This is a genomic window from Hylemonella sp. GW821-FHT12C09, from assembly GCF_058807395.1.
The window spans coordinates 311,807-335,543 of sequence record NZ_JBXAQQ010000004.1; the positions used below are offsets into that span (position 1 = coordinate 311,807).

General features: G+C 59.7%; 9 protein-coding genes. 7 read left to right on the forward strand and 2 right to left on the reverse strand.

Annotation, left to right across the window (positions count from 1 at the left end; all coding sequences use genetic code 11):
* Positions 1-76 precede the first annotated feature (76 nt).
* Entirely contained in the window at positions 77-364 is a 288-nt protein-coding gene (locus AC1RRP_RS09445; RefSeq protein ID WP_493035469.1) for a hypothetical protein, read from the forward strand.
* 414 nt (positions 365-778) lie between these two features.
* Positions 779-2,944: a type I secretion system permease/ATPase gene (locus AC1RRP_RS09450; protein ID WP_493035532.1), complete on the forward strand. Its 2,166-nt coding sequence runs from the start codon at positions 779-781 to the stop codon at positions 2,942-2,944.
* Positions 2,945-2,955: 11 nt separating this feature from the next.
* Here AC1RRP_RS09450 and AC1RRP_RS09455 read toward each other — a convergent pair whose 3' ends face one another.
* A complete protein-coding gene (locus AC1RRP_RS09455) occupies positions 2,956-3,291 on the reverse strand; it encodes a type II toxin-antitoxin system HicB family antitoxin (RefSeq protein ID WP_493035471.1) in 336 nt (111 codons plus the stop codon).
* Entirely contained in the window at positions 3,288-3,551 is a 264-nt protein-coding gene (locus AC1RRP_RS09460; protein ID WP_493035534.1) for a type II toxin-antitoxin system HicA family toxin, read from the reverse strand. The genes AC1RRP_RS09455 and AC1RRP_RS09460 overlap by 4 nt, the downstream gene beginning before the upstream one ends.
* 60 nt (positions 3,552-3,611) lie before the next feature.
* On the opposite strand from AC1RRP_RS09460, the gene AC1RRP_RS09465 reads away from it, so the two are divergent.
* The 5 genes from AC1RRP_RS09465 to AC1RRP_RS09485 all read left to right on the forward strand — a co-directional run bounded on the left by AC1RRP_RS09465 (position 3,612) and on the right by AC1RRP_RS09485 (position 23,693).
* Positions 3,612-5,033, forward strand: coding sequence for an HlyD family type I secretion periplasmic adaptor subunit (locus AC1RRP_RS09465; RefSeq protein ID WP_493035473.1), 1,422 nt, complete (start codon positions 3,612-3,614; stop codon positions 5,031-5,033).
* Positions 5,030-5,311 carry a response regulator transcription factor gene (locus AC1RRP_RS09470; protein WP_493035475.1) on the forward strand — a complete coding sequence of 94 codons (282 nt, stop codon included), beginning with the start codon at positions 5,030-5,032 and terminating at the stop codon, positions 5,309-5,311. The genes AC1RRP_RS09465 and AC1RRP_RS09470 overlap by 4 nt, the downstream gene beginning before the upstream one ends.
* Positions 5,312-5,504: 193 nt before the next feature.
* On the forward strand, positions 5,505-10,199 hold the full coding sequence (locus tag AC1RRP_RS09475; RefSeq protein ID WP_493035477.1) for a calcium-binding protein: 4,695 nt from the start codon (positions 5,505-5,507) through the stop codon (positions 10,197-10,199).
* Positions 10,200-10,464: 265 nt separating this feature from the next.
* Positions 10,465-11,367 carry a hypothetical protein gene (locus AC1RRP_RS09480; protein ID WP_493035479.1) on the forward strand — a complete coding sequence of 301 codons (903 nt, stop codon included), beginning with the start codon at positions 10,465-10,467 and terminating at the stop codon, positions 11,365-11,367.
* Complete coding sequence (locus AC1RRP_RS09485) at positions 11,364-23,693, forward strand: putative Ig domain-containing protein (RefSeq protein WP_493035481.1); 12,330 nt, start codon at positions 11,364-11,366, stop codon at positions 23,691-23,693. Before AC1RRP_RS09480 ends, AC1RRP_RS09485 begins: the two co-directional genes overlap by 4 nt.
* Positions 23,694-23,737: the final 44 nt, after the last annotated feature.

A 23,737-nucleotide genomic window follows, 5' to 3' on the forward strand; every position in this document is an offset into this window, starting at 1 on the left:
GGGTTCGTTGGTTCGTATAAAAATGTTCAGTGCTGCCACCAGATTCCTCTCCACCATGCAGGAGAGGCTCAATCCCTTGCGTGACGACTCCGTCGTTGCCGCCTTCCATATCGACGACATCCGTCAGGCCATGCTCAAGTGCCTGGACGCGGAGTGCGCCGAGCGCTTCCCGCAGGTCGAGCGGCGCATTCTCATGGCGTCCAATGTGCCGGCGCTGTGGTTCCTGCGGCCCGAACTGCTGATGGCGGTGGCAACACGCTGCGGCGAACAGGCCGCGCATCAGATGGTCGACGAAATCTCGGCCATGTTCGAAGGCCTGCTGCCCAAGGCCCTGAACTCCAGGCCGAGCCGGCTGCAGCGCTGACGATCAGCTGACATTCAGTATCGCCTTTGCCTCAGCTGTCGCCGAGGTGTTCGGTGTGCCGATGGAACCTCACAGATCAGTAGTTCACTGATTGCGCAATCAGTTGGCTGTCAGTGCCCCGTCACCTTTGTAAGGAGATGTGAGTCCATGGCTTTGCAGATACAGGGCCATAGGAAATGACCGGATGAACCCCTCGTTTGGGGGATAGGCAAGCCCGATGTAAATCGATACAGTCCGCGCTATCAAAACAAGCCGTTCGACATGAATGGTCTGACAGGGAGTGAGCACGTGACATCGAGTGCAGGAGTGGCGGCCGCAGGCGAGCCCAAATCTGGTGGTGAGTTGGATGCGGGGGCATCCCCAGGGGCTCATCCTGAGGCGGCCGACCGGCCGCCGCAGACGGCAGCGTCAACAGTGGGGCTGGCACCTTTGGCCGCGTTGTGTGCCATTGCCCGCCTGCATCAGGTGGCGGCCGATCCGGCCACGCTGGCCCATCAGCTGGGTTTCTCAGGCAATGAGCCGTTCCAGCTGGACGATTTGTTGCAGGCCGCCCAGCATCTGGGCCTGAAGGCCAAACGGTCAAAAACAGGCATGGAGCGCCTGGCGCTGACACCTTTGCCGGCGCTCGCCTTGATGCGCACCGGCGATGGCAGCTTGCGCGTGGTCATCCTGGCGCAATGCGACGGCCAGCGTGTGCTGCTGCAGGATCCCGCCGCAGGTGCGGGCAACGCGCGCCCCACCATCGAACCGCTGGAGGTCTTCAACAGCCAGTGGACCGGTGAGCTCATTCTCATCACGAGTCGGGCCAGCATGGCTGGCGACCTCGCCAAGTTCGACTTCTCCTGGTTCATCCCCAGTCTGGTCAAGCACCGCAAGCTGCTGGGCGAGGTGCTGCTCATCTCCTTCATGCTGCAGCTCTTTGCGCTGGTCAGCCCCCTGTTCTTTCAGGTCGTGATGGACAAGGTGCTGGTGCACCGCGGTCTGACCACGCTGGACGTGCTGGTCATCGGGCTGGTGGGTGTGGTCATCTTCGAGAGTGTGCTCAACGCCCTGCGTGCCTACGTCTTCAGCCACACCACCAGCCGCATCGACGTGGAGCTGGGCGCACGCCTGTTCCGCCACCTCATGGCCCTGCCCCTGGCCTACTTCCAGGCGCGGCGGGTGGGCGACTCGGTGGCGCGCGTGCGCGAACTGGAAAACATCCGCAGCTTCCTGACCGGCAACGCACTCACCGTGGTGCTGGACGTCTTCTTCTCCGTGGTCTTCATCGCCGTCATGTTGTTCTACAGCGTGCCGCTCACCCTCATCGTGCTGGTCAGCCTGCCGCTGTATTTCGGCCTGAGCCTGGCGGTGGTGCCCGTGCTGCGCAAGCGGCTGGACACCAAGTTTGCCCGCAGCGCCGAGAACCAGGCCATGCTGGTGGAAACCGTCACCGGCATCCAGACCGTCAAGGCCACCGCCCTGGAGCCGGCTTTCGCCCGCCGCTGGGACAAGCAGCTGGCCGCCTATGTCTCGGCCAGTTTCAAGACGCAGAACCTGGCCAGCGTGGCGCATGAGGGCGTCAACCTCATCGGCAAGCTGGTCAACGCCGCGACGCTCTGGTACGGTGCCCACTTGGTCATGGACAATCAGCTCACCGTGGGCCAGTTCGTGGCCTTCAACATGTTTGCCGGCCGTGTCTCGCAACCCATCATGCGCATGGCCCAGCTGTGGACGGACTTCCAGCAGACCGGCATCTCCGTGGCGCGTCTGGGTGACATCCTCAACACCCGCACCGAAGTGCCCCCCACCAGCGCGGCCCAGCTGCCGCCGGTGAAGGGCCGCATCACGCTGGACAACGTCACCTTCCGCTACCGGCCCGAAGCGGCGCCGGTGCTCAACGGCGTCAGCCTGGACGTGCGCCCCGGCGAGGTGATCGGCATCGTCGGCCGCTCCGGTTCCGGCAAGAGCACCTTGACCAAGCTGGTGCAGCGCCTCTACGTTCCCGAACAGGGCCGGCTGATGGTGGACGGCATCGACATCAGCCTCATCGACGCAGCCCAGCTGCGCCGCCAGGTGGGCGTGGTGTTGCAGGAGAACCTGCTGTTCAACCGCGGCGTGCGCGAGAACATCGCCATCACCGACCCGGCCGCCCCCATCGAAGCCGTGGTACGCGTGGCCCAGCTGGCTGGCGCGCACGACTTCATCAGCGAACTGCCCGAAGGCTACGACACCCTCGTGGGCGAGCAGGGCGGTTCCCTGAGCGGTGGCCAGCGCCAGCGCATCGCCATCGCCCGCGCCCTGTTTGCCAACCCACGCATCCTGATCTTCGACGAGGCCACCAGTGCGCTGGACTATGAGTCGGAGGCCATCATCCAGCGCAATATGGCCAGCATCTGCCAGGGCCGTACCGTGCTCATCATCGCGCACCGCCTGAGCGCCGTGCGCCACGCCAATCGCATCATCGTGCTGGAGAAAGGCCGCATCGTCGAAGCCGGCCCACACGACGCACTGATCGACAAGCCGCAGGGTCTTTATGCCCACCTCTGGAAGATGCAGGGCGGCCAGGCCGCAACACCTGTCCCAGGAGGTGCGCCATGAAGCGCACACTTTCAGGATTGCGCAGCCTGCTCCAGGGCCTGGGCGGCCCACTGGTTGACACTCAGCCCCGCGCGCTCAGCGGCAAAACTGACGCGCGCATGCACTTGGCTGGGCAGGCGCAACATCATGCGGCCCGAGAAGGGCTTCTCGGGCTCTTCGCCTCGCGCCTGTGCCACGTCGATGTAGTTGTCCACCGCGGCACGGAAAGCCTTTTTCAGCTCGGTGACGCTGCCACCGTGGAAGCCGATGATGGCGCGTATGCCAGCGATGCGCCCGATGAAGCACTCGTCCTCTTCGCTGTATTCCACCTTGGCGGTGTAGCCCTTGTAGGTCATGGCATTGCTCATGGCTTGACTCCAATCAGTTCCAGAAACTCGCGTGCGCAACGCACCTGGTATGGCTTGGCCTCCTTGGCGGGATGGGGGCGGTGGAAATCAGCCCGCTCGCCTTTCAGGAAAAAACTCACCATCGAACCGCCGCGGTTCACGCATTCGGCTCCCAGCGCAATCAGCAGGGACTCAATGTCTACCCACTCCATGTTTCTCGGAACAGGTTTCTCAAATATGCGCGCCAGGGTTTTGCGGTGCTTGCTGTTCACGCCTAGCATGATATCAAAAATGATGTCACAAAGGCGATTTTCAATCCTAAATGGGGTGAGGAGGTACACATGAGCACGAACACCGCGGCCCCCATGCCGCGCCACCCCTTCATTGAGCTGTGGACTCGCTACCGGGCCGTTTTCAAGGCCGCCTGGGAACACCGCGCCGAACTGGCTGGCCCGCAACGGCTGTCGGATGAAACGGCCTTTCTGCCCGCGGCGCTGAGCCTGCAGGAAACGCCGGTGCACCCGGCCCCGCGTCGCCTGGCCTGGACCATCATGGTGCTGTTCGTGCTGGCACTGGTCTGGTCCATCTTCGGCCAGGTAGACATCGTGGCCGTGGCGCCGGGGCGCATCATCGTGAGCGACCGCACCAAGGTCATCCAACCGCTGGAAGCCAGCGTCGTGAAAAGCGTGCTGGTGAAAGATGGGGACCGGGTGCGGGCCGGCCAGGTACTGGTGGAGCTGGACCCCACCATGGCCAGCGCCGACAAGGCCAGCGTGCAGGAGCAGCTCAACGCTGCCATCAGCGAAGAGCAGCGCACCGCCGCGCTGCTCAAGACCCTGGCCACAGGGCAGGCGTCCAGCCTGCCCAAGGAGGCCGATGCCGGCACGCGCAGCCTGCTGCAAAGCGAGTGGCAGGACATCCGCGCCAAGCTCGCCAAGTTGGATGCGGAAACGGCCCGCCGCCAGGCCGAAATGGCCACCGTGCAGGCTACCATCGCCAAGCTCGAAGACACCGTACCCATGGCCCAGGCGCGTGAAGCTGACTTCAAGCGCCTGGTGGACCAGGGCTACATCTCCGGCCACGCCACCCAGGACAAGACCCGCGAGCGTATCGAGCTGGAGCGCGATCTCTCCACCCAGCGTGCCCGCCTCGCGGAGGCCCAGGCCATGCTGCGCGAGTCCGAAGGCGCGCGCGCCTCCTTCCGCGCCGAGACCGTGCGTCAGCTCAACGACCGCAACGCCCAGGCCGCCACCAAGCGCCTGCAGTTTGGCGCGGACCACAGCAAGGCCAGCCAGCGCGAACGCCTGACGCAACTCACCGCCCCGGTGGACGGCATCGTGCAGCAGCTGGCCATCCACACCACCGGTGGCGTCGTCACCAGCGCCCAGCCCTTGATGATCGTCGTGCCCGACAGCCCCACCGTCACCGCTGAAATCACGGTGGCCAACCAGGACATCGGTTTTGTGAACGCCGGCCAGACGGCCACCGTGAAGCTGGAGACTTTTCCCTACACCCGCTATGGCACGGTGGATGCCAGGGTGGAGGTGGTCACGGCTGATGCGGTGACAGACGAGAAGAAGGGCTCCTACTACCCGGCCATCCTGACGCTGAGCCAGAAAGACATGGACATCGACGGCAAGCGCATTCCGCTGAGTCCGGGCATGAACATCACGGCGGAGATCAAGACGGGGAAGAGGCGGGTGATCGAGTATCTGTTGAGCCCCGTGCAGCGTGCAGGCAATGAAAGCTTGAGGGAAAGATGAAAACCATGATCCAGGAATTCGACCTCACTGCCGTTGAATGGCAGCTCTTGCAGGCGCTGCTGTCGGGTGCCAGCAACAAGCAGATCGCGCGGGAATTGGGCAAGAGCGAGTTCACGGTGCGCAACCAGCTCAGCGTGGCCTTCCAGAAGATCGGCGTCGTGAACCGCATGCAGGCGGCTTTCTGGTTCAGGGCCTATCTGGTCGCACGGGAAGAACGTGGTCTTGGTACATCCGTACCATTGTTCCCCCTGTACTCCGAACAGAGAATCAACCGATAGCACGCATGCTGCCGCGCCTGCTGCTCTGCCAGACAGGCATGGACATCGATCCTCCCTTCCGCCCAGGTTAAACGGCTCGGCCTATGGCCGGATCGGCGTGGGCGCCCGTGGGTGACGAAGCGACGTGTGGCAGGCATGAAAGTCCGCGGCAAAGATTGGCAAGTCACTCAACAAGCTCCAGGGAGGAAGCATCATGGCCACAATTGACGGCACCACGGGCGACGATCTGCTGATCGGCACTTCGGATAACGATGTCATTGACGGCGGAGCCGGCAACGACCAGCTGCTTGGGGATCTGGGCAGCGATGTCTATGTGTTTGGCCTGGGGTATGGCCATGACCGCATCTTCAATGCCGAGCCCGAGCAGAGCCCATCGGTCGACCGCATCTTGCTGAATCCGGGCGTCAGTCCTGCAGATGTCGACCTCAGAGTGGTCACCCAGGACGCGCAGGGCAATGCCATTCCGCCTTCTCTTTTGCTGACCTTGCGTTCGAGCGGCGAGACGCTGTTGGTCTACGGGAACTACGACATGTCGCCCAGCGGCTACTTGAATGCGGCGATTGACAGCATCGAGTTTGCCGATGGCACCGTCTGGAACTGGATGGAGATCGAGCAGCGCAGTCACCAGATCAATGGCACCTCCGGGGACGATGTCCTGGTGGGGGGTAGTGGTGACGAGGTCATCATGGCCGGCGCAGGCAATGACGTGCTGATTGGTGGCGAAGGGCGTGACACGCTGGTGGGTGAGAGCGGCAGTGATACCTATGTCTTCGGTTATGGCGCGGGACACGATGTTGTCATCAACAGCGAGTTGGAATCGGAACAGTCGGTGGATCGCATCCATCTTGCCGGCGTGGCGCCATCGGATGTGGCGTTGAGCGTGGTGACTGTGGATCACCGGGGCATGGCCATTCCTGCGTCCTTGCTCCTGACGTTGCGCAGCACGGGCGAGACACTGCTGGTGCGCGAGCATTTCGAGTCCCAGTCGGGGGCGCCGACCACTTCCGCCATTGATTTCATTGAATTCACCGACGGCACGGTCTGGAGCCGTTCCGATATCCAGCAACTCGTCGGTCGCAGCGAGCCGGTGAGCTACATCACGGGGACCCCGGGGAACGACACATTGTGGGGAACCTCCGGCAACGACGTCATAGACGGCGGTTCCGGGGATGACTACATGTGGGGTGGTGAAGGCAGCGATACCTATGTGTTCGGCCAGGGCTACGGCCATGATCGGATTTCGAACACCGAGCCCTACGAGAATCTGGCCATCGATCGTATTCGCCTGCTGCCAGGCGTGACCCCGGAAGACGTAGAACTCCGGGAGGTGGTGCAGGATGTCAACGGCTTCATGTTGCCTGCCAGCTTGCAGCTGCGTTTGCGCAGCACGGGAGAGACCCTGATTGTGCTGGGTTCCGTTGAATTCAATATGGGCAACGACGCCATCGATTTCATCGAGTTTGCCGACGGTACGGTGTGGGACAAGGCGGAAATCGAGCGCCGTGTTCATCTATTCGAGGGCACGGCCGGCGATGACTGGCTGATCGCTTCCGACGGCGATGACGTCCTGGATGGCGGCGCGGGCAACGACCAGTTGATGGGCGGCTTGGGCAGCGACACCTATGTGTTCGGCCAGGGCTCGGGTCACGACCTGATCCTCGACCAGGAGTTTCCGGGCGCAACCTCAAGCGACCGCATCCTGCTCAAGCCGGGCGTGACGACCTTCGATGTGGAACTGCGCATCACGACCGCGGATGCCAACGGCAACAGCCTGCTGCCTTCGCTGCAGCTCAGACTCAAGAGCACCGGCGAGACGATGATCGTGATGGGGCAATTCCTGACCGATGCGTATGGTGAGCTGGGCATCACCACGATCGAATTCGCAGACGGCACGGTGTGGGACAAAACCGAGATTGAGCGCCGTGCTCACCTGTTCGAGGGTACGCCCGGCGACGACTGGATCATGGGTAGCATGGGCAACGACACGCTCGATGGCGGCGCGGGGAATGACATGCTGGCCGGCGATCTGGGCAGCGACACCTATGTGTTCGGCCAGGGCTCGGGCCATGACGTGATCCATAACCAGGAGCCCGAGGGGATGACCTCCAGCGACCGCATCCTGCTCAAACCGGAGGTGGTGGCAGCCGATGTGGAACTGCGCGTCGTGACCATGGATGCCAACGGCTGGAGCATCCCCCCCTCGTTGCAGCTGCGGCTCAAGAGTACCGGCGAGAGCGTGACGGTGATGGGCCATTTCGATCCGTATGTGTGGGGTGAGGCCGCGATCACCACGATCGAGTTTGCCGACGGCACGGTGTGGGACCAAACCGAGATTGAGCGCCGGGCTCACCTGTTCGAGGGCACGCCGGGCGATGACTGGATCATGGGGAGCATGGGCAACGACACGCTCGATGGCGGCGCCGGCAACGACATGCTGGCTGGCGACCTGGGCAGCGATACCTATGTGTTCGGCCAGGGCTCGGGCCATGACCAGATCTACAACTACGAACCAGAAGGCATGACCGCGCCCGACCGCATTCTGCTCAAACCGGAGATGACGGTTGCGGACGTGGAACTGCGTGTCGTGACCATGGATGCCAATGGCTGGAGCATCCCGCCGTCGTTGCAGCTGCGGCTAAAGAGAACGGGTGAGACGGTGGTGGTGCATGGCCACTTCGATCCGAACGTGTGGGGTGAGGCGGCGATCACCACGATCGAGTTCGCGGACGGCACGGTGTGGGATCGAGCGGAAATCGAGCGCCGGGCTCACCTGTTCGAGGGCACGCCTGGCGACGATTGGCTCATGGGAACGACGGGTAACGACGTGCTGGATGGCGGCGCCGGCAACGACATGCTGGCTGGCGACCTGGGCAGCGATACCTATGTGTTCGGCCAGGGCTCGGGCCACGACCAGATCTACAACTACGAGCCCGATTTCAATCAGTCCTTAGACCGCATTCTGCTCAAGCCGGGGGTGGGTGTTGCGGATGTGGAGCTCAAGATCGTGCAGCAGGACAGCTACGGCAACTCGATTCCAGACTCGCTGCAGCTGCGCCTCAAAAGCACGGGGGAGACCTTGCTGGTGCACGACCAGTTCGGAACCTGGGATGGTTCGCCCACCACCTCGGCCATCGACGCAATCGAGTTCGCTGACGGCACGGTGTGGGATCGGGCCGAGATCGAGCGCCGGGCGCACCTGTTCGAAGGGACAACCGGTGATGACTTCATTCTGGGTTCCAATGGCAACGACGTGATCAACGGCGGCTCAGGAAACGATCAGCTCCAGGGTATGGGCGGTGATGACGTGCTCGACGGTGGCGAGGGCAACGACATGCTGCTGGGGGACCAGGGCAGCGATACCTACCTCTTTGGACAGGGCTCGGGCCATGACTACATTTCCAACTACAAACCCATAGGTGACCCGTCAGTCGATCGCATCCTGCTCAAGTCCGGCGTATCGGCAGATGACGTGGAGCTGAGGCTCGTCACCGAAGACCCGGCCGGGTGGTACATGCAACCGTCGCTGCAACTGCGCTTGCGCAGCACCGGCGATACCCTCGTGGTATTCGGTCACTTTGATCCGAATGGTGGGGGAAATATCGGGCCCATCGACTTGATCGAGTTTGCCGACGGCACGGTGTGGGATCGGGCCGAGATCGAGCGACGTGTCCACCTGTTCGAAGGTACGGCGGGCGATGACGTGATCACGGCGACGGAAGGCAACGACGTGTTGGACGGCGGCGCCGGCAACGATGTGTTGCTGGGCAACCTGGGCAGCGACACCTATGTGTTCGGCGAAGGTTATGGCCATGATGTGATCCACAACCAGGAGCCTGAGGGACAAACCTCCACCGACCGCATCCTGCTCAAGCCGGGCATCACGCCACTAGGGGTGAAGCTGGAGGTGGTGGCTCAGGACCAGGCTGGCGCGCCTATCCCGGACTCGCTGCTTTTGCGCGTGCTTGCCACGGGTGAGACCTTGCTGGTGCGCGATCACTTCGTGCTCTCGCCGAACGGATCCCAGCTCTCTGCGATCGATTCCATAGAGTTCGCCGACGGCACGGTGTGGGACCGTGCCACCATCGATTGGCGCGCTCGCCTGATCGAAGGGACGGCCGGCGATGACGTGTTGACGGGCACGGCCCGCAACGATGTGCTGGACGGCGGTGCCGGCAACGACACGATGAATGGCGGTCTGGGCGATGACACCTATCTCGTGAACCGCTCCGGGGATCGGGTGGTCGAGGCTTCCGACGCCGGGACCGACGCAGTGCTGTCGAGCGTGAGCTATACCCTGGCATCCAATGTGGAGAACCTCACGCTGACAGGCAGTGCATCGCTGAATGGCGATGGCAATGGCTTGAGCAATGTCTTGCTCGGGAATGACGGCAACAACTTCCTGAACGGTTTTGGGGGGCACGACATCTTGAACGGCGGCTCCGGCAACGATCGGCTGGATGGCGGCTCCGGCAACGACACTCTGGCGGGTGGGCTCGGTGCGGATGTCCTGCTGGGCGGCTCCGGCAACGATGTCTATCAGTTCGGTCGCGGAGACGGGGCCGATGTGGTGCAGGACACCGCTGGCAATGCCGATGTCATGAGCTTCCACAGCGGCATCGAAGCTGATCAGCTCTGGTTCCGCAAGACGGGCAGCAGCCTGGAAATCAGCGTGATCGGTACTGCAGACAAGGTCACCCTCTCCGGCTGGTACGGCGCTTACCGGATTGAAGAATTCAAGACGGCCGACGGCAAGACCTTGCTGGACAACGATGTCCATAACCTTGTGCAGGCCATGGCCGCTTTTGCGCCCCCGGCTGCCGGGCAGACTACATTGCCGGAAGGTTATGCAGCAGTGTTGAATCCGGCGATTGCGGCGAACTGGCAGTAAGTAGCAGTGTCATGGGGGCCATGTCATGGGAGTGCGCGCCGTGTTGGCGGCGTGCTTTCCATCGCACGGAAGGGTTGAAGTTTTCTCATGCGATGTAAGCCTTGTCGAATCTGGAGCCCAAACATGAACGCACGACGGAGATCAAGATGAGGGAGTCGGGTGATTGAGTAACTGCTCTCGCCAGTCCAGCGGGCGGGAAGTGAGAGTTTGAGGGAAATGTGGGGACTCATCATGAAAATAATGTCCGAAAAAATCGGAGAGCGACATGCGTGACTATTGGTTGACACAGGACCTGCTCAAGGCAGCAGGATTTGGGCTTATGGCACTAGCTGCGCTGGGTATCGTGCTGGCACTGTGGCTGCCTAAGAAGTGGTGGCAAAAGGGCCTGGCCCTTGCGGTGGTGGTCTTCCTGATCTCGATTCCGGTGCGCCAGGGCGTGAAGGAAGTGGCGCAGGAACAGCAGGCAGTGGATGACTATAAGGAGCGCTACGCCAAGGCCAAGGCGTTGTTTGATGAGCGCTGCAAGACGGCGGGGGAGAAGATCTACAAGACGGTTGATGGGGTTGATGGCTTCGTTTTAATGAAGGTTAGGCCAGGTGGGGTGAATCAAGCCGATCAATATGCCATGAATGATCCTTATGGTGCCGATCTGTGGGGGGATGGGTACATCCAGCAAATGCTGGGAGGCAAGGACGCACAGGGGTTTCCGAATAGCAATGTGCGTCAAGGTGCGACATATAAATTTGTAGTGACCAAAGATCCTCGCGATGGGCTGAACTACCGCTACGAACTCAGCGCAGAAGTATTAAGTCGCGGCGAGATGTCGATCGTCCAACAGCCGATAGATGAAAAGCAAATGCCTCGCTACGGGGTGAGCTTTGATGACATTTCAACGAAAGAGGAAAGAGACTATTGGATCGCCGGTAGTTCGCTTAAGGTGATTGACCTGAAAACACGTGAAGTCTTGGCCGAGCGCGTGGGTTATATGTTTGATGCAGGCCAAGGGAATACCAATGGCGGCCGATCCCCATGGCTCTTTGCAGCATACAACGCGTGCCCAGCGTTCCCCAAGCCAAACAAAACGAATCCGCGCCAGATTGGGCAGACAAAGACTTTTGTCGAAAAGGTTCTTCGTTCCAACCAATTGCTCCGAGGAGATAAAAAATGACAAACGCAGTCGAGACATATCTCAAGTATGCCAATGTGCAAATGGCTTCTGAGGCGGTTGATCTGTCGCGTGGAATGACGGGTCCAGAACTCGAAACGACACTTATTAACGGCAATACGCGGACAAATAGGTTTCCAGATGCTTTAGCTAAATCCTTCTCGGAAGAGTGGACCGTAGTCGATCAACGCGCCAATACGTCAACAGGGTTTTCTGGAACACTTTTAAAAAATAGAAATACCGGCGAGCTCGTCATGAGTTTCCGCTCCACCGAGTTTATCGACGACGCGGCGCGTGACAATCAAGCCACCAACGACCTGGAAATTAAGGCAGAAGGTTGGGCTTTCGGGCAGATTGCCGATATGGAGGCGTGGTACGCCAGCCTCAAGACCAAAGGCGATATCAAGGATAGCGATACCTTGACCGTCACTGGGTATAGCCTGGGCGGCCATTTGGCAACAGCCTTCAATCTCTTGCACGCAGGCGATCGAAATAGCTGGGGTGTTCCAAAAATCTCAGCCACCTATACCTTCAACGGGGCAGGTGTGGGCAAAGTCGATTCAGGCAACACGTTGCGCAGTGTTGTGGATGAATTTATCCTACGACGTACCGAAGGAAATGCCGACAGATTTACGATCAGCGAGAATGCCGATCTCTACCAGTCCTTGAAAACCGACTTCCGCGAAGGCGGCGCAATAACAGCAGTTAGTGCGCAGTCGGCCCTGGACGATATCGATCAGCGTCTGCTAGGCATAGATGCGCTAGAGGTACTGGCGAATCCCGTCCGCGCAGCGCAAAAGCAGTTCGAACTTGGTCTGCTCAAGGAAGCGTTGGAGCGCATCAAATCGATTGCAGCAGAGGCCGAACGCGCGCCTTTGCTGAGCAATCAAGGAGGGGAGCGGGCGGCGAACATCGAGGCTGACAAGATCGCGGGGCTCGGTCTGGACTATCAGCTTGCGGTGTTATCGGCAGGCAGACGCACCACGTCAACCAATGTCTACACCAGCGTGGCTGGTCGAAATACGGTACCGCAGTCTGCGTTTGGCGACGATTTCTCCAACTTCTACGACATCTATGGATCCAACTTCGGTACGTTGGACGACTTCTCGGCCGTAGCCAATTCGCAATTGCACTACGGGAAAGCCACTTCCATTTTTATCGAAGACCAGCCGCTGTACCGTGGGTCCTACCTTCTTGAAGCGGTGTCCAGTTCATGGAAGGTCGGAGAGGCGAAACTGTTAGTTCCAAATTTCAGCCAGAATGATTTCGGTGACACCCATAGTCTGGTGTTGCTCATCGATTCCTTGAGCGTCCAAAACGCCCTGGCGAAGCTCGATCCAAATGCGACGGCAACGGCGCTGGTCAATATTCTTAAAGGTGCTGCTAACGACAAATCGGAGTCGAGCTATGGAACGCCCGGGGCGACTGATGGCAATTCATTGGAAACGGTAGTCAACAGTCTGGTGGACCTTCTTGGTCTGAAGGGCGCAGAAGGTTTTACCCGGCTCAATGGGAGCACGCAGGGAGGGACCTGGTTCGAACTCGAAAGCAAAGATGGGAACACCGGACGCAAGGTGTTTCACGCCACTCTTGCCAAGTTAATGAATTCGGGGATCTTCAAAGACCTTGCTGGCAAGGTCTCCCTCGCCCTGGCTGACGCCGCTCTCGCAAGTAGGGCAAAGACAGATTTCACGGCCTTCCTCAGTCTCAACGCGTTGAGTTCGCTCGTGCTGAATACCCAGGATGCATCAGCGATTGCGAAACTCAAGCAAGTGAATGAAGCACTGGCCCAGAAGTGGGAGGCTGACGCGGCGCTAGGTGATGAGCGGCGTGCTAACGGGTTGGCCAATTTCAGCGACAGCTGGTACGAAGACCGATCGGCCATGCTCACGGCCTATGCCCGGAGAAATACGTACAACGTCGAGGCCATTCCGGGGCGTGTCAGCACCGATTACTACGACGCTGCTACCGATACCACGGTGAAACAACGCGTCTCCGGTGCCGGTGCAAATGCGCCAGCCAACAAGTACGCCTTCGGAGGTGAAGAAGCTGACACCCTGACAGGCACAGACAATCTGAAGGGTGACCATCTCTATGGCGGCGGTGGCATCGACACATTGCTTGGTTATCAGGGCAACGATCGACTCGAAGGTGGGGCGGGCGGCGATTTTCTTTATGGCGGTGAAGGCGGCGACACCCTGTTGGGCGGAGATGGCGCAGACACGTATGGATTTGACGGTCAGTTTGGAAAAGACGCCATCCTCGACAGCGACGGCCAAGGCCAGATCAAGATAAAGGACCAAACACTAGGAGACATCAAGGGCAACGGCAGTCGCACTTGGAAAACCACACTTGCCGACAACACCGTCGTGAGTCTCCAACTCCTTGACGACGCGCGCAGCAGCACAGGCAAGAAATTGGTCATTAGCGTGGAGGGTGACAGTAGCAACACTATCACCATACAGAACTTCAATCTGACTCGGGCTCAGGACACAGATGGCCAAGGCTATCTGGGCATCAAACTGCCAAAGACCGAGGTCGTGGTGAGAGAAACAGGATCGCTCAGTGCTGGAGGTGCAGAAGGAAAAAGCTTTTGGAGCAGTTTGACAGCCAAGTTGAGTGATCTTGCGGGCAAGGTCTCGAATTTATTTTCAGGCAGCAAGTCTTTTACTGTAGACCTCAACCAGCCAGCTAAAGCCGGTGACACCATCACGCTGCACCTTGCTCTGGACGACTCCGCCCTGGCCAAGGCCATCCTGGGCGATCGCAAGGTCGACGCCAATGGCGCAGTGATCACTTTAGAAGAGGGTCAGACCAGCGTCAGCTTTGCGTTGGTGACAGAGGGCGACGTCACAGCGGATACTTCTGGGGGCCTGAGTGTCACGTACGCCTCCGAGGGCGGCCAAACCGCCACCAGCAACACCTGGGGCCTGAACGTGAAGGATGCAGGCGAAACCGCGCAGGCCTTCATCGGCGACCAGCGCGCCTTGCTGTGGGGCGTTGATCTGCAACCCGATCCCGTGGTGAACGAAGACGGCAGTGTCACGCAAGACATCATCGCGCCCGGTGACCCTCGCTACAACACCTATGCCTGGAGTAAGACGGAGTGGGCGGCGGACGGCACGCTCACGGGCGGTGTGGCCGAACCCGGTTTCAGTGACGTGATCTATGGCACCAGCGAGAACGACAAGATCCAGGGTCTAGGAGGAAATGACGCGCTGGACGGGCGCGGCGGCAACGATTTCATAGATGGTGGTGATGGGGATGACCTGATCGCCGGTGGGGCAGGCTCAGACCACATCCTGGGCGGTGCGGGTAATGACGTGATTCTGAGCGCCACCACCATGGAGACGCCGCCGCGGCGCAAGCCGGACGACCCGGCTGACCCTGCCCGGATTGTGGGAAATGTCATCGTCAATGGGGGCCCACTTGAGATGGATTTGGCGTCGGATGTGATTGACGCCGGTGATGGCGACGATCAGGTCTTCGCCAGTCATGGCGATGACCGCATTGACGGCGGCAATGGTATTGATGTGTTGTACGGCCTGGGCGGTGACGATGTGATGGAGGGCGGCGCCGGCAATGACACGCTGCTTGGCGACGGTGTTACTACGCCCGCTACCTACGGGACCGCGGCCGAGGCACTACATGGCAGTGATTTTCTGGATGGCGGCGACGGTGACGACAAGCTGATCGGTGGTGGCAAGGGCGATGTGCTGTACGGCGGCAGCGGCGATGACGATTTGTACGGCGACACTTCGGGCGATCTACTGGCTGGCCAATACCATGGCGACGACTATCTGGATGGTGAAGACGGCAACGACAGGCTCTGGGGCAATGGGGCCAACGACACCCTTTATGGCGGCGCTGGCAATGACAAGTTGTACGGCGACGCGAAGGGGTCCGAACTGGGGGGGCAGTTCCACGGAAATGACTATCTGGATGGTGAAGACGGCGACGATGAACTGGTCGGGTTTGGCGGCGACGATACGCTTTACGGTGGCGCGGGCAAAGACTATTTGCAAGGCGATGCTGCAGGGGCAGAGCTGGCAGGCCAGTTCAGCGGGGAAGACTATCTGGATGGCGAAGACGACGACGACATCTTGATAGGTGGCGGCAAGGCCGACATCCTTTACGGCGGCGCGGGTAATGACCAGTTGCAGGGAGACGGTCGTGTTGACGGCCTAGCGGCCGAATTCCTCGGCGACGATTACCTGGATGGCGAAGACGGCGATGACATTTTGATTGGCGACGGTGGCTCGGACACCCTGTACGGAAGCGCCGGCAACGACTACCTGTCGGGCGATAACGCGGCCGAACCCGGCGCGCCCAACCACCTGTCTGGCGTATTCCACGGCAACGACTACCTGGACGGTGGCGAAGGCAACGACACCCTGGTGGGGGATGGTGGTGCCGATACGCTGCTGGGCGGCGCGGGCAACGACATTCTTCTTGGGGACAACACGCCGGACTGGTTGGCGGAGCAATACCACGGCAAAGACTTTTTGGACGGAGGCGACGGCGACGACACGCTCTACGGCGGTGGTGGCGACGATGTGCTGCTGGGGGGCAAGGGCAACGACTTGCTGGCCGGCGACGCCGGCGCCGACTACATGGACGGCGGGGCTGGAGACGATACTTACATGGCCGGCGCGGGCGACACCGTGGTTGACGATGGCAACGGCGCCAATGCCTTGACGCTGGTCGATGGGGAACCGATCAGCGTGGCCGCCAATGGGGCCGACCTGATCCTGGATTACGGGTCGAACGGCGTCTTGACGATTTTAGGCGCCATGGTCGGGAGCGTCCGGCAGATCAATGGCGTGAGCACGAGCGATTGGATCAGCAGTCGGTTGGGTACCGAAGTGAGCCTGGCCACGACAGGCGAGAACCAGATGCTTTCAGGCGGCATGGGCAATGACGTTCTTTTGGCCGACCACGCTGGCGCCTCGCTGCATGGCGCTGCCGGCGACGACTTGCTCATCGGGGGCAGCAACTTCGTCCAGATGAATGGCGGTGTTGGCAATGATGAGCTGCGCAGTGGAGACGGTGGCAGCGAAATGCACGGTGGCGCTGGTAACGACACCCTCTACGGCGGCGCTGGCAATGACTTTCTGGATGGTGGCGCCAGCAATGACGTCCTTGCCGGTGGCGAGGGCCTCGACACCTACTACATGTCGTATGGCATGGGAGCCGACAGCGCCGTTGACGCGTCCTCAGACGGCGGCATCGTGCAGCTGGCGCAGGGGCTGGACCTTAGCGATCTGTCTTTGAGACGCCAGGGGGATGGGCTGCTGCTCAAGCTGGGTGCCACTAACAGTCTTCTGATTGATGGCTATTTCCTGGGCGACGAGCGTCCGTGGCAGATCAAGGATGGGCAAGGCGCAACCAGTTCGCTGACCGAAATGGTGGCGGCTGTACTGGCTGCAAATGCGCAGGCCGAGTGGAGCAAGGTTCAGATGGAGGAGCAAGACTATCTCGATGCTGTGGAGTTGCAACTTCGCACCAACTATTCAGGTGGTTCCAGTGCATACAGCTCGCCTTACGTGACATTAGCGGATGGAACAATCGAAAGCCACGACTTGGGGGGGATGTACGAGAAGTGGCAGACGACTACGGTCACAAGGGAGATAAGAGACTATCTCACAGCCAGCGGTGGAAGCAGGACAATGTCCTACAGCACGGAGGATTCAACATATGTCTATCAGCATGATCAGTCGCGTTCGGTCTACGACCAAAGGTATATCCACATTGACCGCAGCCAAATTTCTTCCGATGAGGAAAATATTGGGTCGGTAAACACTTATGAATCGACGGCACAGGACTACGGCAGCGCCACGTTCAAAATGCAGTGGAATGAGCCCTACTATACGTACACAACTAGTCCTGCAGCGAGTGCAATATATTTGGGGTATATCACCCCCACGGGTGAAGTCATCAATAGCGAGAGCGTGCCGATCGCCGATCGCCTTGGCTACAGGATGTTAATCACCAGCCTGACATATACCTATGAACATGTAACGGGGGTAATGGTCGGGGCACCCATATTTGGGTATGTTCCTGCCTCGCTCGATTACCGAACGATCGACTATCGGGTCATAACATCAACGTACAAGCTCACGACCCTCAACCTTGGTGAGGGGGACAATACAGTCAGTGCCGGCTACATGGCCGTCGTGAACGCTGGTGGCGGGAATGACACGGTGTACAACGCGGGCTACGCGTATGGCGGCTCAGGAAACGATGCGCTGATTGGTGGCGGAACGCTCAGAGGTGGTGATGGCAACGATCGCCTCGCCGGTGGCGAGTTGATGGAGGGTGGAGCGGGTGACGACGTACTGATCGGCGGGCGGACAATGGTGGCCAGTGCCGGGTACGACCAAATCTATGCTGGAATCTCAGCCGCAACGATCGAAGTAGATCCCTCGCTGGTCGAAAATGCCGTCCTGGGTGGAGACGGCGATTCCTTCAAATTTCTAGATGTCTATTATCGCTCCATCGATATTGATGATTGGGTTGACCGGAAAAGTTATCCTGGACTTTGGCGCGCCGAAATAGGGGACTCTGCCCCGTTCTATGGCACGGACGAAGAAGTGCGAGCCGCTTGGGGGGACCGGTATGAGCAAGACCTTGCACAAGGCCGGATAGTTTTTCTGGAGCCATTGCCTCCAATTCCGGTTGAGAGTGCAAATGACTTCCAAGCGCTAACGCCCTACTACGAATCGGGTGTGTTGCAGCACCATACGGTTCAATTTGGTGTCGGCGTCGCCCTGGGTGATCTCCAGTTTTCTTGGAGTGAATCGAATGTATCCATCGATGGAGGCGTGAGAACGGGAGAGTCGCTTCACGCCGTTCTGAACATCACCTGGGACGATGGCACGCGCAGTATTGGGGTCATCATTCCGCACAGCGATGACCTCATAGGCTCGGGAGTATCGCAATTCACATTTGCCGACGGCACAGTGCTCGGGATGGCAGATATGCTGGAGTTGGCTCCCACGCCACCCTATTTCGATCCGCACGCTCTGTTTGAATTCGTCGCTGGATCTGGTGAGACAAACCTGACCAGTGAAATGAAGCTGCTCCGGTTTGATCTGAGCGCATCGGAGCTCGTGGTCAAGAAAGACGGCGCGGACCTGCTGCTGACAAAGGTGGGGTCCACAGACTCGGTCCGCCTGCTCGATTGGTGTGAAAACCCAGCTGCCTACTTTGCCCTCGATATCAAGTTCGATGGCGAGGCTACGCAGGAGTTTCCCGATTATCTCCAGGATGTCGGTATCGTCATCGACGGATCGGCGGGGGGGCAGGTCTTGAGGGGAATGGCCGGGTATCCGAACACGTTTATCGCCGGGCCCAACAGCACCTTGATCGGCGATGCGAGCGGACAGAATACTTATCTGTTTGATGCGGGCTCTGGCACCGTTTATATTCAAGACAACAGCGGGGAAGGAACCCTTCTTTTTGGCGCTGGCATCACGTCAGACCAGATCTCGCTCAGTGTTGGCTCCTTGTTGCTCTATGTAGGCGCCAATGGTGATGCGATTCATATTGAAGGGTTCGATCCACAGAATGCATTGGGCAGCAGTGCGATCTCCACCTTCCGATTTTCAGATGGTGCGACGCTGACGCTCGATCAGCTGTTGGAGCGAGGTTTCGACATCTATGGCACAGAAGATGACGAGATATTGGAAGGGACAGATCAGGACGACCGCATCTATTCAGGAGGTGGCAGCGACATCTTGATCGGCGGTGCGGGGGATGACACGCTGGTCGCTGGTGCCGACGCCAATGTCTTTGAGTTTCAGGCGGGTGACGGCCGCGATGTGATTGACGAATCAGCCAAGGCAGGCACCTTGGTCGGAACTGATCTGATCAAGTTTGGCTCAGGTGTTGCCGCAAGCGACTTATTCTTCGGCCGCGCTGGCAATGACGTACTGATCTCCAACCTACAAACGCACGATGCGCTTGCTGTCCAGAACATCCAGGCAATTGATCGGATTTTCCTCTATGACGGTTCTTACATCGAGTACCGTGAAATTGGGCCTGGCAGCGCCAGCATCACGTCCTACGACGTTGGCGGCGTAGTCTCGTCGGTTGTCACCCAGACCCACGACGAAAACGGCAACTTCACCAACGTCAGTGCGGACGGCGCCATAAGCGGGGGCGGGCGCCATCCGGATGGCAGTTACTTCGTCTATGCCGGGGATGGGGATGGGGGCACCATCACGACCAATTTTGACGTGAAAGGCAGCTTTGTCAGCGAAGTTACGTCGTGGCAGTGGCCTGATGGATCCCATGGAACCTCTACCCGCTACCCTGATGGCTCATCAGCTGCAGCCGCACATTACAGCGACCCCGCCGACGCAGATGGCTATTTCCCGGGTAGTACAAGCTACGCCTATAGCAATGATGGGCACGGCCTTGAAAACTGGATCGAATACGACGCCAGCGGTGAACTGCTCGGGTCGGTGAGCAGGTTGACACAGAGCGCCTCCTATTCATACGCGACCACAGCTTTTGACGCCACGGGCAGGAAGATTGAGGTCTCCTGGGCCAATCCTGAGGCCCATGGAAATGACTTTTACCAAGCTGATGGAACTAGCAGCGGGGCCAGCTATTTCAACAATGGCTCTGGTCATAGTGCCTATTTCAATGATGGGGCGGGAACGATCACAACGCAAAACTTTGATGACGCGGGCGCTTTGTTGGGAAAGGTCATTGCAAGCGATGACGGCCTGGGAAATACGTTGATCACCATTTTTGATGCGAGCGATCTAAAGGTCAGCAATAGCTGGACCAAATCCGACGGCTCCTACGGCAGCAGCACCTTCAATCCTGACGGGTCAGGCAACGGTACGGCGAATTATCTGGATGGGAGTTTCGAGGAAATTTCCTATGGCGCATGGTTTGATTACTCGTACAACTATGCGTACCACTATGACGCCAGTTGGAGTTATTTGGGGCGCTGGGCGCAATATGACTATGGCAACGGGGAAACCCGCAAGTGGAATTACGATGTCAACGATGTCCTGACCAGAAGCAGTTGGACGGCTAGCGATGGCAGCTATGGCGAGGACGTTTACGCTGCGGACGGCAGCTTCATTAATACCGAAGGAGACGGGACGGGTTTGGTCACGGTCACGAGTTATGACGCGGACGAAGTGCTGACCAGCGTTTCGTGGACGAAGACAGACGGTTCCTACGGCAGTGGCGCACTGGACGCCGACGGCATTCTGCGAGGTACTGGGCACTATCCCGATGGGCGGTACAGCACGTTCGTGCAGGATGCATCGGGCACCGTCACGACCAACTTCTTTGATGCAAACGGGGTCTTCCTAAGCAGGCAGACGGAGGAGCCTGGGGGATACACAGATACAGCTTACTTTGATGGAGACGGAAACCTCGCCGAAATACAGTGGAGCTATTCAAACGGGTCGCATGGGTTTGAAACCTTCAATCTGGATGGTTCGAGCAGCGGGACTGTTTACCACCCCGATGGCAGTTACGAGACGTACACCGGCGACGGGCAAGGTTCGTATGTCGGTTATGAGTACTCTGCTGACGGTACGAAATTGGGTGGCTGGTGGGAAGCGCGTGATGGCAGCTATGGATATGACAGTATTCATGCCGATGGTGGTAGCAGTGGTGAGTCTCATTTGGAGGATGGCACTCACAGCACTTACTTCAACGATGGTCAAGGCAACACGACAACACAGTTCTTTGACGCTGACAGCAATCTGCTGAACTATGTTGTTGCGAACGATGATGGCCATGGAAATGTTCACACATCCATTTTCGATACCGCAGGAAACCTGATCTCAGACAGCTGGGAACATTCCAACGCCGCGCCCGAGGCCAGCCTCGTTGCCGCAGAAGTCGCTCAACAGGGCGTGGCCTATGCATTTCATATTCCGGAGGGCAGCTTTATCGACCCCGATGCCGGAGATGTTCTGAGCTATAGCGCCATGTTGGCTGATGGTGCGGCGTTACCGGCATGGTTGACATTCGACGCGCAGACCCAGACCTTCCGCGGTACACCGCAAAACGCTGACGTGGGGGCTGTGTCAGTCGCTGTGACGGCTACCGATTTGGCGGGTGAGTCTGTGACTGCAACCTTCGAGATCAACGTAGCCAACACGAACGATGCTCCTGTGGCCTTGCTGACGCTGATGCCCCAGGCCGCAGTTGAACAACAGCCCTTCGTTTACACCTTGCCAACGGGAATCTTTGCGGACATTGATGTGGACGACTCCCTGAGCTACACGCTTACTCAGGCAGATGGATCGGCCTTGCCTGCATGGCTGATATTCAATGCGACGGACATGACCGTGTCGGGTACGCCAACTGGTGATGCTATTGGGGGCTTGGACCTGCTGCTGATCGCGACCGATACGGCCGGGGCCACTGCAACACACGCTCTGCATATTGGCGTGCAGGCTTTGCCAGTGGTTTCCGGAACCACCGGCAACAACACACTCAACGCGCAAGCGACCGGCTCCATCCTCATGGGGTTGGACGGCAACGATACCCTCAATGGCAATGTCGGTGGCGACAAGCTCTACGGCGGAGTTGGCGCAGACAAACTCTACGGGCTGAGTGGTAACGATGTGTTGGATGGCGGCGAAGGCAATGACCGCCTGGAGGGCGGCGCTGGAGCTGACCAGATGCTGGGTGGGCTGGGTAACGACACCTATATGGTTGATGACGCTGGTGACCTGGTGACGGAACTGGCCGATGAAGGCACGGATGCCGTGCAGTCGCTGGTGAGCTACACGCTGACAGCCAATGTAGAAAATCTCACACTCACCGGCACGGCCGCGATCAACGGTACGGGTAACGAACTCAACAACGTGATCACGGGCAATACCGCTGGCAATACGCTGCGCGGCTTGGGTGGCAACGATACCCTCAGAGGTGGCCTCGAAGCCGACAGGTTGGAAGGTGGCGAAGGCAATGACCGTCTGGAGGGCGGCGCCGGAGCTGATCAGATGCTGGGCGGAGCAGGCAACGACACCTATGTGGTGGACGAAATGGGTGATGCGGTGGCGGAGCTGGCCGACGAAGGCACGGACACCGTGCAGTCACTGGTGGACTACACCCTGAGTGCCAACGTGGAGAACCTGACGCTGACGGGTACGGCCGCGACCAGTGGCACCGGCAACGAGCTCAACAACGTCATCACGGGCAATACCGCTGGTAACACGCTGCGGGGCTTGGGTGGCAACGATACGTTGAGGGGTGGGTTGGAGGCTGACATCCTGGAAGGCGGAGAAGGCAATGACCGGCTCGATGGCGGTGTCGGGGCCGACCAACTGCTGGGCGGCCTGGGCAACGACGTCTACGTGGTTGACGAATTGGGTGACGTGGTGACGGAACTGGCTGACGAAGGCGCGGACACCGTGCAATCGTTGGTGGACTACACCCTGGGCGCCAATCTGGAAAACCTCACGCTCACGGGAACGGCTGCCATCAACGGCACGGGCAACGAGCTCAACAACGTGATCACCGGCAACGCGGTGGGCAACACGCTGCGGGGCCTGGGTGGCAACGACACCTTGCGTGGCAGGCTGGAGGCAGACGTTCTCGAAGGTGGCGAGGGCAACGACCGGCTCGATGGCGGTGCCGGGGCCGACCAACTGCTGGGCGGCCTGGGCAACGACGTCTATGTGGTCGATGAAGCCGGCGATGCAGTGACGGAACTGGCTGACGAAGGCACGGACACCGTGCAATCGTTGGTGGATTACACCCTGGGCGCCAACCTGGAGAACCTCACGCTGACGGGTACGGCCGTCATCAACGGCACGGGTAACGAACTCAACAACGTGATCGTTGGCAACGCGGCGGGTAACACGCTGCGGGGCCTGGGCGGCAACGACACGCTGCGGGGGGGCCTGGAGGCGGACACCTTGGAGGGTGGTGTGGGCAACGACCGGCTTGAAGGTGGTGCCGGCGCTGACACTTATCTCTTCGCGCGCGGCGAAGGCCAGGATGTGCTGGTGGAGACCGACGCCACGGCTGGCGTCGTGGATGTCCTGCAATTCGGCCATGACATCACCGCGGAACAGATCTGGTTGCGACAAGTGGGGAATAGCCTGGAGATCTCTCTGATTGGCAGCGGCGACAAAGTGACGGTTGCCAATTGGTATCTCGGAGCAGATCGCCATGTGGAAGCGCTGCAGCTTTCAGACGGGCGGCAATTGCTGGACAGCCAAGTGCAAAACCTCGCCCAAGCCATGGCGTCGTTCACGCCGCCACCCGCTGGCCAGACTACCTTGCCGGAAAGCTACGCTGCAACCCTGACCCCGGTGATTGCGGCCAACTGGCAGTAGAAGTCCCTCGACCCAGGCAGATCCCAAGGGCGCCCGGCCACCAG